The 16,773-nt window shown below is 57.7% G+C and carries 12 protein-coding genes; 9 read left to right on the top strand and 3 right to left on the bottom strand.

Annotated features, from left to right (window positions below; translation table 11 throughout):
* Window positions 1–424 precede the first annotated feature (424 nt).
* The 7 genes from AC1DXW_RS06815 (at window position 425) to AC1DXW_RS06785 (ending at window position 8,250) form a co-directional block, all read left to right on the top strand.
* On the top strand, window positions 425–1,141 hold the full coding sequence (locus AC1DXW_RS06815) for an ABC transporter permease (RefSeq protein ID WP_477755287.1): 717 nt from the start codon (window positions 425–427) through the stop codon (window positions 1,139–1,141).
* A 20-nt stretch (window positions 1,142–1,161) separates the two neighbouring features.
* Entirely contained in the window at window positions 1,162–2,064 is a 903-nt protein-coding gene (locus AC1DXW_RS06810) for a glycine betaine ABC transporter substrate-binding protein (RefSeq protein ID WP_477755288.1), read from the top strand.
* 19 nt (window positions 2,065–2,083) lie between these two features.
* Window positions 2,084–2,737: an ABC transporter permease gene (locus tag AC1DXW_RS06805; protein ID WP_477755289.1), complete on the top strand. Its 654-nt coding sequence runs from the start codon at window positions 2,084–2,086 to the stop codon at window positions 2,735–2,737.
* Window positions 2,734–3,891: an osmoprotectant ABC transporter ATP-binding protein OsmV gene (locus AC1DXW_RS06800; protein ID WP_477755290.1), complete on the top strand. Its 1,158-nt coding sequence runs from the start codon at window positions 2,734–2,736 to the stop codon at window positions 3,889–3,891. Before AC1DXW_RS06805 ends, AC1DXW_RS06800 begins: the two co-directional genes overlap by 4 nt.
* 660 nt (window positions 3,892–4,551) lie before the next feature.
* Entirely contained in the window at window positions 4,552–5,715 is a 1,164-nt protein-coding gene (locus tag AC1DXW_RS06795) for a type III PLP-dependent enzyme (RefSeq protein WP_108218162.1), read from the top strand.
* A 280-nt stretch (window positions 5,716–5,995) separates the two neighbouring features.
* Window positions 5,996–7,177 (top strand): alpha-xenorhabdolysin family binary toxin subunit A, encoded by a 1,182-nt coding sequence (locus AC1DXW_RS06790; RefSeq protein WP_477755291.1) that lies wholly within the window; start codon window positions 5,996–5,998, stop codon window positions 7,175–7,177.
* Between the two features lie 107 nt (window positions 7,178–7,284).
* A complete protein-coding gene (locus AC1DXW_RS06785; RefSeq protein ID WP_477755292.1) occupies window positions 7,285–8,250 on the top strand; it encodes an alpha-xenorhabdolysin family binary toxin subunit B in 966 nt (321 codons plus the stop codon).
* A gap of 99 nt (window positions 8,251–8,349) precedes the next feature.
* Here AC1DXW_RS06785 and AC1DXW_RS06780 read toward each other — a convergent pair whose 3' ends face one another.
* Window positions 8,350–9,117 carry a tetratricopeptide repeat protein gene (locus tag AC1DXW_RS06780; protein ID WP_477755293.1) on the bottom strand — a complete coding sequence of 256 codons (768 nt, stop codon included), beginning with the start codon at window positions 9,115–9,117 and terminating at the stop codon, window positions 8,350–8,352.
* Window positions 9,118–9,798 (bottom strand): Fe2+-dependent dioxygenase, encoded by a 681-nt coding sequence (locus tag AC1DXW_RS06775; RefSeq protein WP_477755294.1) that lies wholly within the window; start codon window positions 9,796–9,798, stop codon window positions 9,118–9,120.
* Between the two features lie 207 nt (window positions 9,799–10,005).
* On the opposite strand from AC1DXW_RS06775, the gene AC1DXW_RS06770 reads away from it, so the two are divergent.
* Both AC1DXW_RS06770 and AC1DXW_RS06765 read left to right on the top strand, forming a co-directional pair.
* Entirely contained in the window at window positions 10,006–12,342 is a 2,337-nt protein-coding gene (locus AC1DXW_RS06770; RefSeq protein ID WP_477759862.1) for a TonB-dependent receptor, read from the top strand.
* A gap of 133 nt (window positions 12,343–12,475) precedes the next feature.
* Complete coding sequence (locus AC1DXW_RS06765) at window positions 12,476–15,004, top strand: PepSY domain-containing protein (RefSeq protein ID WP_477752800.1); 2,529 nt, start codon at window positions 12,476–12,478, stop codon at window positions 15,002–15,004.
* 57 nt (window positions 15,005–15,061) lie between these two features.
* On the opposite strand, the gene AC1DXW_RS06760 is transcribed toward AC1DXW_RS06765, so the two are convergent.
* A complete protein-coding gene (locus AC1DXW_RS06760) occupies window positions 15,062–16,603 on the bottom strand; it encodes an alkaline phosphatase D family protein (protein WP_477752801.1) in 1,542 nt (513 codons plus the stop codon).
* Window positions 16,604–16,773: the final 170 nt, after the last annotated feature.

The following is a 16,773-nucleotide window of genomic DNA, read 5'->3' as shown; positions in this document are numbered from 1 at the left end:
CAGGTGATTCAAAAAAGGGCGCAGATTATAGCCCAAGTTGATCGAAGAACCGAACCGTTGAGCACATTAGGGGTGGCCAAATGCAGCTTCAGATGGGAACCTTTTAAAGCACGGAGACGTCCACTCCCCCGTTACGACCACTCGTCGGGGGCCTGAAACACCTGCAATTCAGCCTGACGAGGCTGTGCTCATGGCTCAATAGCCGTGTGCCTACCCTCTGTAGGAGCGAGCTCGCTCGCGAAAAAACGTCCAGACAACGCGTACATTCAGATACCCAGCGTTATCGTTGACGTCCATCGCGAGCAGGCTCGCTCCTACAGTGGAACGCGCTCGGCATGAGCTGCTTCTCGCGATCATTTTTCGGCAGCCAGGCATGGCGTTGCCACACGAAAATTTTTCGCCGACTGAAAAAAGGAGTCCGCCTGTGGCTATCCACTATGGCAAAGGGCTGATAGGAGGCGCGCTGGTAATCGCCCTTCTGGCCCTGCTGATCCACTGGATCGGCATCGACACGATCGAACACTACCGCGACGATTTGTTGTTTTACCTGCAAGCTCATCTGATTCTCGTCCTCGCTTCCATGCTGGCCGCCCTTGTCGTGGGCATTCCTGCCGGCATCCTCCTCAGCCGCCCGTCCATGGTCGGCCGTGCCGAACGCTTCATGCAGTTTTTCAACATCGGCAACACCGTTCCGCCCCTCGCCGTTCTGGCCATAGCCCTCGGTATCCTCGGCATCGGCAGCGGCCCGGCCATCTTCGCCCTGTTCCTCGCCTCGCTACTGCCCATCGTACGCAACACCTACGAAGGCCTGAAAAACGTTCAGGGTTCGCTCAAGGAAGCCGCCGTCGGCATCGGCATGACCCCGCTCCAGGTGCTGCGGAAAGTCGAATTGCCCAACGCGGTGCCGATCATCATCGGTGGTGTGCGCGTGGCGTTGGCGATCAATGTCGGGACGGCGCCGCTGGCGTTCCTGATCGGCGCCAACAGTCTCGGCAGCCTGATCTTCCCCGGCATTGCCCTGAACAATCAGCCGCAATTGCTCCTCGGCGCGGCCTGCACCGCTCTGCTGGCCTTGTTGCTCGACGGCCTGGTGACACTCGCCAGCCGCCTCTGGCTCGAACGCGGCTTGCGCCCGTCTTAAGCCTCGGCAAAGGAATCGTCATGAAAACATCAAGCTTTTTACTAGGCTGCGTCCTGCTGTTCGCAGGATTTACCCAAGCCGCTGACAAACCCTTGATCCGCATCGGCGCCCGGGTGTTCACCGAACAGACCCTGCTGGCGGAAATCACTTCGCAGTACCTGCGCACCAAGGGTTACGAGGTGCAAGTGACCGGCGGCCTGGGCAGCAATCTGGCCCGCAGCGCCCATGAAAGTGGCCAGTTGGACATGCTCTGGGAATACACCGGCGTTTCGCTGGTGGCCTACAACCATGTCACTGAAAAACTCGACAGCGAACAGTCCTACGCCCGAGTGAAAGAACTCGATGCGAAAAAAGGCCTGGTCTGGCTCACCCCGTCGAAATTCAGCAACACCTACGCCCTCGCCCTACCGAAGAATGTCGCCGACCAATACCCGCGAATCAACACCATCAGTGAGCTGAACACGGTGCTGCGAAAGGAAGCCGAGACCAACAACCTGGTGGCGCTGGATACCGAGTTCGCCAACCGTTCGGACGGTCTTGATGGCATGGTCAAGCTCTACGACATGAACCTGACCCGCAAAAACATCCGGCAGATGGACGCAGGGTTGGTCTACACCGCCCTGCGCAACGGCCAGGTGTTTGCCGGTCTGGTCTACACCACTGACGGTCGCCTCAACGCCTTCCAGCTGAAACTGCTGGAAGACGACAAGCACTACTTCCCCGACTACACCGCCGCGCCCGTGGTGCGTCAGGCCTACCTCGATGCGCATCCGCAATTGGCCGCACAGCTCAAGCCGCTGGCTGAACTGTTCGACGACAACACCATGCGCGAACTCAACGCGCGGGTCGACGTCGAGCACCAAAATCCTTCAGCCGTTGCCGCGGATTTCCTGCGCCAACACCCCTTGCTTTCTAATAATTGAGGCGGGAAGAGAAAAAGTCATGGAATTTATCAACGCCTTTTCCCATCTCGACTGGCAGCAGGTGATCCACCTGACCTGGCAGCACATCATGCTGGTCGGCATCGCCGTGACCCTGGCGATTGTGGTTGGCGTGCCGCTGGGCATCCTGATGACACGCTTCCCGAGCCTCGCCGGGCCGTTGCAGGCCAGCGCCACCGTGCTGCTGACTGTGCCGTCGATTGCCCTGTTCGGCCTGCTGCTGCCGTTCTACTCAAAGTTCGACCAGGGCCTGGGGCCGATGCCGGCGATTACCGCGGTTTTCCTGTACTCGCTGTTGCCGATCATGCGCAACACCTACCTGGCCCTGACCAGCGTCGAGCCGGGCATCCGCGAAGCCGCCCGCGGTATCGGCATGACCTTCGGCCAGCGCCTGCGCATGGTCGAACTGCCCATCGCCGTACCGGTAATCCTCGCCGGTGTGCGCACCGCCGTGGTGATGAACATCGGTGTCATGACCATCGCCGCCACCATCGGCGCCGGAGGCCTCGGCGTACTCATCCTCGCTTCCATCAGCCGCAGCGACATGTCGATGCTGATCGTCGGTGCTGTGCTGGTCAGTGTGCTGGCAATCATCGCCGACCTCATTCTGCAAGTGCTACAGCGCTCGTTGACTCCAAAAGGACTGCTCAAATGATCGAACTTCAAAACCTCAGCAAGACCTTCCAAAGCAACGGCAAAGATGTGAAAGCCGTGGATTCGGTGAGCCTGACCGTCAATGAAGGCGAAATCTGCGTGTTCCTCGGGCCATCGGGTTGCGGCAAAAGCACCACGCTGAAAATGATCAACCGCCTGATCAAACCGACCTCGGGCAAGATCCTGATCAACGGCGAAGACACCACCGGTCTCGACGAAGTAACGCTGCGCCGCAACATCGGCTACGTGATCCAGCAGATCGGTCTGTTCCCGAACATGACCATCGAAGAGAACATCGTGGTCGTGCCGAAACTGCTCGGCTGGGACAAGCAGAAATGCCACGACCGCGCCCGTGAGTTGATGAGCATGATCAAGCTCGAACCCAAGCAATACCTGCATCGCTATCCGCGGGAATTGTCCGGAGGCCAACAACAGCGGATCGGTGTGATTCGCGCACTGGCCGCCGATGCGCCGCTGCTGTTGATGGACGAACCCTTCGGTGCGGTCGACCCGATCAACCGCGAGATGATCCAGAACGAGTTCTTCGAAATGCAGCGGGCGCTGAACAAGACCGTGATCATGGTCAGCCATGACATCGACGAAGCGATCAAGCTCGGCGACAAGATCGCGATCTTCCGCGCCGGCAAGCTGTTGCAGATCGATCACCCGGACACGTTGCTCGCGCACCCGGCGGATGAGTTTGTCAGCAACTTCGTCGGTCAGGACAGCACACTCAAGCGCCTGCTGCTGGTAAAAGCCGAAGACGCGGCGGACAACGCGCCTTCCGTCAGCCCGCAAACCCCGGTGGCCGAAGCGCTGGAGTTGATGGACGAGCATGACCGACGCTACGTGGTGGTCACTTGTGCCGAGAATAAAGCCCTGGGTTACGTGCGCCGTCGCGACCTGCACCGTCAAGCCGGCACTTGCGCGCAGTACCAACGCGAGTTCAACGCCACCGCAGCGTACGACGAGCACTTGCGCATCTTGCTGTCGCGCATGTACGAGTTCAATCGCGCGTGGTTGCCGGTGATGGATGCCGAGCGGGTGTTTTTGGGGGAGGTGACGCAGGAGTCGATTGCGGCTTACCTGAGCTCTGGCCGATCGCGCGGGATGAAGACCAATATCGTGTCGCCTGCCAAGGCAGTGATCGCCTGATCACCCATATCGCCAGGTAAAAAACGCAAAACCTGTAGGAGTGAGCCTGCTCGCGATAGCGCAATATCAGTCAACGACGATGTTGGCAGTGAAAATGCCATCGCGAGCAGGCTCGCTCCTACAAGGTTTGTGCAATTTTTGGGTAATCGGCATACCGGAAAAAAATATCAACAGTCGCGTCTGTAAAAGCCATCCGAAAATACGCGCTGAAATAGTCAAATCCCCTCTCAGCCTACCTTTTCGCAGCCAACGTCGGCGATGTTGACGCTATCGTAGTTACTAGCGACTTGGCGCACAAAAGCGTCGAACGTGCAGGTATTCTTAACACTTCACAATTCCTTGGGAACATCCGACTGTCATCTGTGTCGGTTACAAAGAGTAATGCTCGCAACGCACGTCAGAAGAGTGCAAAAACGCGACATTTTTTGTTGATCTCAGGCCCCTCACGCCCTAAAGTTCGCGCCGAACGTCCATGCTGGAAACGATCCATCCGGCTCAAGTACTGACGACGAGACAGCAAGGCCAAGGGAAAGCTGCACTTCCCATGGCCTTTTTGCTTTCGGCGACATGCCTTGGGAAGTAGGCGAACCAAAGTGGGGATACGGAGGACGTTCATTTGCACCCATTGATAATTTTAGTTTGCCAGTAGGAGTTCCCAGCATGCCGATCCAGGTCGAAGATTATTTCGCGCGCGCCACTTTTGACAAAATGAAGGCGTTCGCCGACAAGCAGGAAACCCCGTTCGTGGTGATCGACACCGCGATGATCAGCCAGGCCTATGACGACCTGCGCGCCGGTTTCGAATTCGCCAAGGTCTACTACGCGGTCAAGGCCAACCCGGCCGTCGAGATCATCGACCTGCTCAAAGAGAAAGGCTCGAGCTTCGACATCGCCTCGATCTATGAACTGGACAAAGTGATGGATCGCGGCGTCAGCGCCGACCGTATCAGCTACGGCAACACCATCAAGAAATCCAAGGACATCCGCTACTTCTACGAGAAGGGCGTGCGCCTGTTTTCCACCGACTCCGAAGCCGACCTGCGCAACATCGCCAAGGCCGCACCGGGTTCGAAAGTCTACGTGCGCATCCTGACCGAAGGCTCGACCACCGCCGACTGGCCACTGTCGCGCAAATTCGGCTGCCAGACCGACATGGCCATGGACCTGCTGATCCTCGCCCGCGACCTGGGCCTGGTGCCTTACGGCATCTCGTTCCACGTGGGTTCGCAGCAGCGCGACATCAGCGTCTGGGACGCGGCCATCGCCAAGGTCAAAGTGATCTTCGAACGCCTGAAGGAAGAAGACGGCATTCACCTGAAACTGATCAATATGGGCGGCGGCTTCCCGGCCAACTACATCACCCGCACCAACAGCCTGGAAACCTACGCCGAGGAAATCATCCGTTTCCTCAAGGAAGACTTCGGTGACGACCTGCCGGAAATCATCCTGGAACCGGGCCGTTCGCTGATCGCCAACGCCGGTATCCTGGTCAGCGAAGTGGTGCTGGTTGCGCGTAAATCCCGTACCGCGGTAGAGCGTTGGGTGTACACGGATGTGGGCAAGTTCTCCGGCCTGATCGAAACCATGGACGAAGCCATCAAGTTCCCGATCTGGACCGAGAAAAAGGGCGAGATGGAAGAAGTGGTCATCGCTGGCCCGACCTGCGACAGCGCCGACATCATGTACGAAAACTACAAGTACGGCCTGCCGCTGAACCTGGCCATCGGTGATCGCCTGTACTGGCTGTCGACCGGTGCCTATACCACCAGTTACAGCGCTGTTGAGTTCAATGGCTTCCCGCCGCTGAAGTCGTTCTACGTTTAAATTCTGCCCGCTGTACAAAAAAGGCCTGTGAGTAATCACAGGCCTTTTTTTTATTTCCACCATTTCATCTTGAAAGCGATTCCAAAGCGACTTCACAACACATTAAGTTTCGATATCAGAAAGCTGCACTTTATTCAATAGAAACAGCAAAACTCAGAGTTTCACTCCCTACCCGACACACATTGAAATTCTTCCAGACTTAACTTTAACCACAACTACCATTACTTTTCAGCGGCAACAACAAGGACCTCCATGACGAAAAAACACAAAAGGGATTTTCATGTTAGCCATTCAAGAACAGACCATTACCGCCGAAGAACTTAACTCACTGACATCGGATTTCATGGGGGCCGTTTCCGGCACCCTCGAAGGTGTCGAGCGTGAACGTGGACTATTGGTTACAAACGATGACATCAGAAAAATAAGACGCTACGTCAATGCCGGACTGGCGCTACCCATCGAAATTGATGAAATAGAACAGATACACAAGTATGACCAACTGAATATCGCCGGGCTTAAATCTGCCGATATGAAAAAATTGTATAAATCCATGAGAAATCATGCTGAAACCTGGTCGCCGCTGGAATCAAACATGAAGAGAGTTGGTTCGGATCTTCATGTATTTGCCGACAATTTCACTTCAAGCAGTCAATCCATCATCAACTACCTGATGACACTACCCAGCTACATCAGTGGAGTCGGAAAAATCGGCAGCCTGAGCCCGGAGGAAATCGACAATCTGCCGGAAATCCAATTGACTGGAGATGAGAAACGAAAAATTCCGGCATTACTGGAACTGGTTGAAGAGCTTAAAGCAGTTATTACCGAACACAGCGCAAGCACGCAGATCACCAAAGCCCAGATCACCGAATTCAAACGGGAAATCAGCAACTCACTGAAACCGGCACTGGGTTTGAAAATAGCCCTGTGCAACAGCCACAACTTCGACGAAAAAATAAAACTGTTCAATCAAAGGATTGAAATTCTCAACCAGCGCATCAACGAAAAACTCGCGGAAATCGAAGAATACTCCAAAAGTAAATGGTGGGGACTCATCGGTGGCGCAGTTGGCTTTATCATTGCTTCTACAATATATGGAGACAAGGCCAACAAGGCTCGTAATGAACTGGATCTGCTAACAACCGAACGACGTGAAATCGAAACAAAAATTGCAACCACCAATGCGACCCTCGCATCGTTGCGGGCATTCGAAACCAGCCTACAGGACCTGCATGTCAGGATCGAAGGTGCTGCTGGCAGTTCATCGAACCTCGAAAGTCTCTGGGAGTTGATACAGGCTTATATCGACTCATCCAGCAAAAAACTCGATGGCGTTACCAATGCCATGTACCTGGTGTCTTTTGTCTCCAGGCTAACCACGATGATGGATAACTGGTCAAAGATAAAAAAGCAGGCGGGCGATTTATTGACAGCCTTTAACAACGCCACCCGAAACGCCTGAACTCCGCAAGTGCAAACTTCCCCCCTACCATCAATCTTCCTTTTAAAGACAGGACAATCATGACCGTACATACACTAGACACCTCATTTCAATACCCAGTACCTGACATGAAAAAAATCAAGGAGAGCAGAGAAGCACTCAATTATAAAATCCGTACATTGAGCACCATTTACTTACCCGTACTAGGGGAACAATTAAAGTCGCTACAGGAAGAAATAAATTCAACCAACAAGCAGGCGCTCAGCACCTTAACCCTGACCCCCACAGCATTACCCATTACTGAAATCAAACACTTCCTTACCGCCATTGAAAACCTGAAAACAGGAACACCCACACCGGAACAGCAGGAGGCGATAGACAGCTTTTACAAAGAAATCAAAATATTAATGAAGAGCGGGACAACCGGAACATTAGATTTTCTGACGGCATTAAACAACAATCTGATAAATCTGAAAGCAGTGACACTCAGCGACAACCAATACCGAATTAAAGAGCTGGAAACTTCAATCAGCAACGCTACTCCGTATATCTCAGAAGAAGAAAGCGCAATAGCACGACTGGTAAAAAACGAAACAGAGCTGAACGAGGCGATAAAACTCATTGAAGCGACAGACAACTTCTTGCTCATCAAGGAATTATTTCTAACCGCTGAAAAACTCGCCACCCTCAACTTGCCCGCCCCTCAAGTCGAACTTGTCAAGGCAGGTATTGCTGCCGCCGGCAAGATCCTCAATTTAATCAGCGACAGTATAAAGTATGACAACCTGATCCAAGCCAGAAGCCAGATTCAAAAACAACTGGATGACCGCCGCCGCAATCTCGCTCGCATCAATCAAGATATAAAAATCCTACAGAATCAAAAGAATCAGCTGGAGGAATTCCAGTCTGTACAAACACCCAGAGAACTCTATACCCATGAATTGAGTGTTCTCGCCGACGCCATTAATAAATTCCTGGAACTTACCGAACATGACGAGAGCGACGATCTCGAGTCGGTGGTTAAACGCTTCATTGAACAATCAGATATTTTCATGAAGCATATGAAGTCTCTGCGCGGGGAATGGAAGAGCTAAACCGGTTTCGATTCGGTTGTTTGCGGCAACTTCGATTAATGCGAGCGAAAACCCTGAGCAGCCTTTTCGCTCGCCTCAATGACTGTCATACCCACATGCTCATGCCAGCGCCTGATTTTGCAATTGCACGGCACGCTGTTCAAAGCACGGCGCCAATGCCCGTAGATCCGGGTGAGGAGCGTGTAACAGTGCCTGGCCGCTGACGCGCAGGAAGTTCAGGTTCCCTGCCGCCAATGCCTTGTGCAACCACACCAAGGCCTCTTCGATTTTCCCGTCCTGCGCCAGAACAGCCGCATAGCTGAATTGCCCGCGGAAATCCCCACCCTTGGCAGAACGTCGATACCACTCGAAAGCGGCATCCGGGTCGGCCTGGCAAAATCGGCCTTCCTCCATATAGCGCCCCAGCAGGTTCATCGACTTCGCATGGCCAAGGTCCGCCGCACGCCGATACCAGCTAAGCGCCAGCGCCTGATCCTCGGCTACACCGCGCCCGGTGGCGAGCAGATTGGCGAAATTGTACATCGCCCAATCCAGCCCTGCCGCAGCGGCAATTCGGTAATGCCTGGCCGCCAGCGATGCATCGTCCGCACAACCCCAACCATGCTCATGACAACGGCCGAGCATGTTGCGCGCCATCAGGTGCCCCTGGCGCGCGGCGATGCCGAACCAGCTCAGCGCCAGCGGCTTATCCTGCGCGATCCCCTGGCCGTCGAGCAGAATCTGCCCGAGCAAAGCCTGGGCTTCAATCTCCCCTTCGCGTGCGGCAATCAGGATGGCCTGGGCCGCGCGGGCCGGACTTTCGTCGAGCATCGCGCGCAGGCGCTCACCGTCGAGCAATTCCTCGCGGCGTAAACGAAAATCCGCCACTTACACCTCGACCCAGCGACGCAGCAGATTGTGATAAGTGCCGGTCAGGCGGATCAGTGACAGATGATCGGGCACATCACGGGTCAGTTGCTGGATGGCTCCGTCCATCTCGAACAACAGGGCGCGCTGGCTGTCTTCACGCACCAGGCTTTGCGTCCAGAAAAACGAGGCGAGTCGCGTTCCGCGCGTCACCGTATTGACCTTGTGCAGGCTGGTGCCGGGGTACAGCACCATGTCACCGGCAGGCAGCTTCACCTGCTGGGTGCCGAAGGTGTCCTGGATTTCCAGTTCGCCACCGTCGTAATCCTCGGGCTCGCTGAAGAACAGCGTGGCGGACAAGTCCGTGCGTACCCGTTCGATACTGCCTTTAGGTTGGCGCACCGCATTGTCGATATGGAAGTCGAAACTGCCACCGGCGGTGTAACAGTTCACTAACGGAGGAAAGACTTTGTGCGGCAGTGCAGCCGACATGAACAGCGGGTTTTTCCACAGCCGCTCCAGCATCGCCGCGCCGATCTCCTTGGCCAGCGGATGCCCTTCAGGCAGCTGCAAATTGTGCTTGGCCTTGGCCGACTGGTAGCCGGCGGTGATCTTGCCATCAGCCCAATCCGCTTGTTCCAGAGCCTCGCGAATGCGCTGCACCTCGTCTTTTTCGAACAGGCCGGGAATGTGCAGCAGCATGACAAAGGCACCTGAAACCAAAGGAGCTCTAATGGTATTGATTCTTATTGCCTGTGTAAAACACATCTGACGAGTGAGTCAGCAAAAACCGTAAGGGTAAATTGTAAAGAATGTAAATTAAGTGCGAATAGTAATATTTCGCAATTGTTACGAATACCTGTTTACCCTATATTCCGCGGCCTCAAATCCTTGGGGAGGGGAATTCAAATGTCGCGTCAACAACCACAAGTACCGGTCAGTTCACCACGTCTGCTCGCATCCGCCATCGGCATGGCGATTACTGCCGGCTCTGCGGGCCACATGGTTTTCGCGGCGGAAAAAACCGACGAAAAAGCACCGGACAAAGTGATTTCGCTGGGCGCCACCGCCATCACCGGCGAAGCCCAGGACGAGACGACCTACAACGTCGAGAAAGCCTCCTCCCCCAAGTACACGGCGCCGCTGATCGACACGCCGCGCTCGGTGACCGTTGTTCCGCAGCAGGTTCTGAAAGACACCGGTTCGCTCAACTTGCAGGACGCACTGCGCACTGTTCCGGGCATCACTTTCGGTGCCGGTGAAGGCGGCAACCCGCAGGGCGACCGTCCGTTCATCCGCGGCTTCGACGCCCAGGGCGACACCTATCTGGACGGCGTGCGCGATACCGGTTCCCAGAGCCGCGAGATCTTCGCCGTTGAATCGATCGAAGTCAGCAAAGGCCCGAACTCCGCGATCGGCGGCCGTGGCGCCGCCGGCGGCAGCATCAACCTGGTCAGCAAGAAAGCGCACCTGGGCGATTCGCTCGACGGTGGTTTCACCTGGGGCTCCGACCAGACCCAACGCTACACCTTCGACGGCAACTACCAGTTCACCGACACCGCCGCTGGCCGTCTGAACCTGTTGAGCCACGAGAGCAACGTCGCCGGACGTGACAGCGTCGACTACGACCGTTGGGGTGTTGCACCGTCCCTGGCCTTCGGCCTGGGTACGGACACACGCGTCAACCTCGACTACTACCACCTCGAAAGCAATGACACGCCGGACTCGGGTATTCCGTACTCCATCCCGGTCGGTGGCTCGACTGCCCGTACCAAGGCCAATCCGGACAAGCCGAATGACGGCGGCGACAGCAGCAACTTCTATGGTCTGACCGATCGCGACTTCCGCAAGACCCGCACCGACACCGCGACCTTCGCCATCGAGCACGACCTGAGCGACTCGCTGACCATCAAGAACACCCTGCGTCACGGCACCAGCATGCAGGATTACATCCTGACCCAGCCGGACGACAGTAAAGGCAACGTCAACAACGGCAGCGTCTGGCGCCGCGCGAACACCCGCGTGAGCAACACCGAGACCACCACCAACCAGACCGACCTGTTTGGCGATGTCTACATTGCCGGGTTCAAGAACAGCTTCTCCACCGGTGTCGAATACACCCACGAGGAAAGTGAAAAATCCTCGTACAATGTCAACACGGACACCACCCCGGGAACAGCAGCGGTGACCACCAACTGCTCGCCGGCACTGATCGGCGCGCCAAGCGGCTTCAACTGCACCTCGCTGTCCAACCCGAACCCGAATGATCCATGGAACGGTGCCATCTCGCGTAATTACGCCGGCACCAACACCAAGGCCGACACCTACGCACTGTACGTGTTCGACACCCTGACGTTGTCCGAGCAGTGGCTGGTGAACATGGGCCTGCGGTATGACCATTTCAATACCCAGTACCGTACCTTTGACGGTTCCGGCGCCACCGTCGTGACCAAAGGCAACGCAGCCAAAGGCAAGGACACCAGCGAATTCGTCACTGGCCAGTTCGGCGTGGTCTACAAGCCAGCCGAAAACGGCAGCATCTATGCGTCCTACGCGACGTCTGCCACGCCACCGGGCAACACCTTGGGCGAAGGTTCGGAAGGCAACCCGTTGGGTGGCACGCCGGATCGCAACGGCAACCTGCTGAGCAGCGACATGGAGCCGGAAACCACCAAGAACTACGAAATCGGTACCAAGTGGGATCTGCTGAACAATCGCCTGTCGTTGACCGCCGATATCTTCCGCACCGAGAAAGACAACGCTCGTGTGCAGACCAACACCACCACCTTCGAAAACGTCGGCAAAACCCGCGTTCAAGGCATCGAACTGTCGGCCAGCGGCAAGCTCACCGACAAATGGCAAGTGTTCGCCGGTTACGCCTACATGGACAGCGAACAAATCGATGGTGGCCCATTGGGCGCGGCCAATGACGGCAACCAGTTACCTAACACGCCGGAAAACAGCGCCAGCCTGTGGACGACCTACCAGGTCACGCCAAGGCTGACCATCGGTGGCGGTGCGTTCTATGTCGATGACGTGTTCGGCAGTACCGCCAACACCACCATGGTTGATTCCTACGTTCGTTACGACGCGATGGCGGCCTATAAGCTGACCAAGAACGTCGACCTGCAACTGAACGTGCAGAACCTGACCGACGAAACCTACTACGACAAGGCGTTCTCGACTCACTTCGCCAACCAGGCGGCCGGTCGTACCGCACTGCTGAGCACCAACTTCCATTTCTGATAGACGTGTGAAGCCCGAGGCCCCGTTCATCCACATGAACGGGGCTTTTGTGTGTAAGAAAGAATGCTTCTCGACAACCCCACGGCATAATGCGCGCCGTGATGAATCAATTTGAACGAACAAGGCGAGCGACGTGTTGAAGAAAACCCTGTTCCAGTTGCACTGGTTTTTCGGCATCAGCTCCGGGCTGGTCCTGGCCCTGATGGGCATCACCGGGGCAACGGTGTCGTTTCAGGATGAAATCCTGAATGTGCTCAACCCTTCCGTGTTGCAGGTCGAAAAACAGGTCGCCGGTGTGCTGCCGCCTGCCGAACTGGTGGAGCGCATCGAAGCCGTGTCGGGCAAAAAAGTCTCGATGCTCACCGTGGAAACCGACAGCGGCAACGCCGCCAAAGTGTGGTTCACCCCGCCGCCGGGTGAGCGCCGAGGCGAGATGCGCTACTTCGACCCGTACACAGCCGAATTCCTCGGCGACGCCACCGGCCAGGACTTCTTCGGCCTGATGCTGCAACTGCACCGCTTTCTCGCCATGGGCGACACGGGTCGGCAGATCACCGGTGCGTGCACGCTGATCCTGGTGTTCTTCTGCCTGTCCGGCCTGTACCTGCGCTGGCCTCGCCAGTGGAGAAGCTGGCGCGCCTGGCTGACTCTGGACTGGAAGAAAAAGGGTCGCAGTTTCAACTGGGACCTGCACTCGGTGGCCGGCACCTGGTGCCTGGTGTTTTACCTCCTGGCGGCGCTGACCGGGTTGTCCTGGTCCTACGAGTGGTACAACAAGGGGTTGACCCGGTTGCTCTCCGACTCACCGCAGAACGAACGCGTTCGCGGCGGACGCGGCCCTGCGCCAAGCGGTCCGGCACCGACGGCCGATTACGCGGCGATGTGGAGCAGCATCTACAGCGCGGCCGGTCCGCAACTCAGTTCCTATAATGTGCGCATGCCGCCCGTGGCCGGCCAACCAGCGACCGTGTACTTCCTGCTGAAAACTTCGCCTCACGACCGCGCCCTCAACCAGATCACCCTCGACCCGGCCACCGGTGTGGTCAAACGGGTTGATCGCTACAGCGACAAGAGCCTCAAGGCGCAACTGCTGACCAGCATCTATGCGCTGCACGTCGGCAGTTACTTCGGCATCGTCGGGCGCATCATCCTGACCCTCACCGCGTTGACCATGCCGCTGTTCTTCGTCACCGGCTGGATGCTGTACCTGGATCGTCGGCGCAAAAAACGCCAGATCAAGGATGCGCGCAAAGACCTCGTGCAAACCGCCAGCGATGCGCCGGCGTGGCTGATCGGCTTCGCCAGCCAAAGTGGTTTTGCCGAGCAGTTGGCATGGCAGACCGCCGGTCAATTGCAGGCCGCAGGCTTGCCGGTAAAAGTGCAACCATTGGCGGACGTCAGCGAGCAGGACTTGCATGAATCGAACAATGCCTTGTTCGTCATCAGCACCTTCGGCGACGGCGAAGCACCGGACAGCGCCCGCGGTTTCGAGCGCAAGGTACTGGGCCGGGCACCGAGCCTGGGACGCCTGAATTATGCCGTCCTTGGGTTGGGCGACCGGCAGTATCAACACTTCTGCGGTTTCGCCAAACGCCTGCACGCCTGGTTGGGTGAACATGGCGCAAAGACCCTGTTCGCCCCGGTGGAGGTCGACAGCGGTGACCCTTACGCCTTGCGTCACTGGCAACAGCAACTGGGCCTGTTGACCGGTCAGGCCCCCGTGGATACCTGGCAAGCACCCAACTACGACAACTGGACCCTGCTGCGTCGTGAACTGCTCAACCCGGACAGCAGTGGCTCGCCGGTGTACTTGTTGGGCCTCAAGCCTCCTTCCACCAGCAGCTGGCTGGCGGGCGACCTGGTGGAAGTGTTGCCGCGCAATTGCCCGTGGGCCATCGAGCATTTCCTCGACGGCCTGGGCATTCACGGTGAAACCAGGGTGCAACTCAACGGCCTGGAGGAAACCCTCGAACAGGCCCTGGCCAGCCGCCAGTTGCCGGAGAACCGCGCCCATCTGGTCGGCCTGCACGCCCAAGCGTTGGCAGAGGCCCTCGTGCCGTTGGCCATGCGCGAGTATTCCATTGCGTCGATCCCGGCCGATGGCGTGCTGGAATTGATCGTGCGCCAGGAAGTGCATGCCGACGGCAACCTCGGCGTCGGCTCCGGTTGGCTGACCGAGCACGCGCCCGTAGGCAGTTCCATCAGCCTGCGAGTGCGGCGCAATAGCGGTTTCCATCTGCCGGCGCAGCCGGTGCCGATGATCCTGCTGGGCAACGGCACGGGGCTGGCCGGGTTGCGCAGCCTGCTCAAGGCGCGGATTGCCGACGGTCAGCAACGTCACTGGCTGCTGTTTGGCGAGCGCAATCGCGAACACGATTACCTGTGCCGAAAGGAGCTGGAGGAGTGGCTGATCAATGGTGATCTGGCGCGCCTCGACCTGGCGTTTTCCCGCGACCAGGCCGAAAAGGTTTACGTACAGGATCGCCTGCGCGAATCGGCAGCCGAGCTCAAGAAGTGGCTGGCGGACGGTGCGGTGATCTACATCTGCGGCAGCCTTCAAGGCATGGCTTCAGGCGTGGACCAGGTGCTCAACGAGGTGTTGGGCGCCGCCGAAGTGGAGCGCCTGATCGAACAGGGCCGCTACCGCCGCGACGTGTACTGATTCACTGAATTCCCTGTGGGAGCGAGCTCGCTCCCACAGGGGCTTTGTGTCCAGCGATCAGACCGGCTGCAACTTCTGCTCAAACACCGACACACCATCCAGATCGCGCAACACCACGCTCAACTCCCCGCTCTGCCCATCGATGTTCACCTCGCCAAAAAACTGAAACCCGGCAAACGGCGAGAGGTTCTGCGCCGGTGGGGCCTTTTCGAACACCGCTTCAGGACCAAAGGTTTTATCCAGCGGATTCGGCCCGTAGCTGCCGGCATTCAAAGGCCCGGCGACGAACTCCCAGAACGGTTCGAAATCCTGAAACGCCGCCCGATCCGGGTGGTAATGATGGGCCGCGCAGTAATGCACATCCGCGGTCAGGAACAGGAAATTGCGCACCTGCTGCGCCCGCAGAAAGCCGAGCAATTCGGCGATTTCCAGTTCGCGGCCCTGGGCCGGGCCGGGGTCACCGTTGGCCACCGCGTCCCACCTCGTGACACCGGGGCTGACTTCGCCGTCCCCTTCGCCGAGGCCGATGGGCATGTCGGCGGCGATCACTTTCCATTGCGCATTCGAGGCCTGCATTTCGCGCTTGAGCCAGTCCAGTTGCTCACGACCGAGGAATGGCTTGGCCTCGCCCAGATTGTCGTCATTGGCCCCGCGATAACTGCGCATGTCCACCACGAACACATCGAGCATGGGCCCGTAACCGAGCTTGCGATAGATGCGCCCGCCGCCATCGGCGCTCTGCCAGCGCATCGGCGCGTATTCGAGCCAGGCCTGGCGTGCGCGGTCCACCAGACTGTGGATATCTTTGCTCTGGTAACGCGCACCCAGCTGCTTGCCGGGCGACCAGTTGTCCACCACTTCATGGTCGTCCCACTGCCAGATCTGCGGGACCTCGGCGTTGAAGCGACGGATGTTTTCGTCCATCAGGTTGTAGCGGTAATTACCACGGTACTCATCGAGGGTCTCGGCGCCTTTGCTCTTGGCCTCGGTGGTGATGTTGCGCCATACCCGGCCGCCTTCTGTGGTGAGCTGCGCCCGGATCGGGATATCGGCGTAAATGATGTCGCCGCTGTGGATAAAGAAGTCCGGCAGCCGCCGGCGCATCGCCTCGTAGATGCGCATGCCGCCAAAGTCCGGGTTGATGCCGAAGCCCTGGCCGGCGGAGTCGCCGCTCCAGACAAAACGGATGTCGCGCCGGGTCTGCGGCACGCTGCGCAAGTGACCGAACCAGGGCTCGCTGGCAACGCCGCTCTGGGCGTCCTCAAACTGCACGCGATAGAAAATCGCCTGGTCGGCGGGCAGCCCGCTGAGTTCGACCCGAGCGGTGAAATCGGTGCGCGCATCGGCCAGGGGCGAGACGAAACGTCGAGGGTTGGAAAACAGGCTGCGGGTGTCCCACTCCACCACCATCCGCGCGGGGCGATCGCAGCGGCTCCAGATGATCGCCCGGTCGCCCAGCAGGTCGCCGGACTGCACGCCGTCGGTGAGTTGCGGCCGGTCCTTGACCGAAGCGATCACCGCCGGCGCCAGCCCCGGCAACAGCAATCCGGCGCCGACCGCTTGCATGACACGACGGCGCCCGAGGTTGAAATCGCTCATGGTGTTCTCCCTGAAAAAGGAAAAACTAAAGCATGGCCCTAAGACCCTGGCATGACACAAATATCTACTAGCAATGCAGATCCATTGTAGGAGAGAGCCTGCTCGCGATAGCAGTGTAACAGTCGCCATATTTGCTGAATATCACGCCGTCATCGCGAGCAGGCTCGCTC

Source organism: Pseudomonas sp. P4_C4, assembly GCF_056402055.1.
Note: the sequence above shows the minus strand (reverse complement) of the source record. Positions and strands in the feature narration are given on the sequence as shown.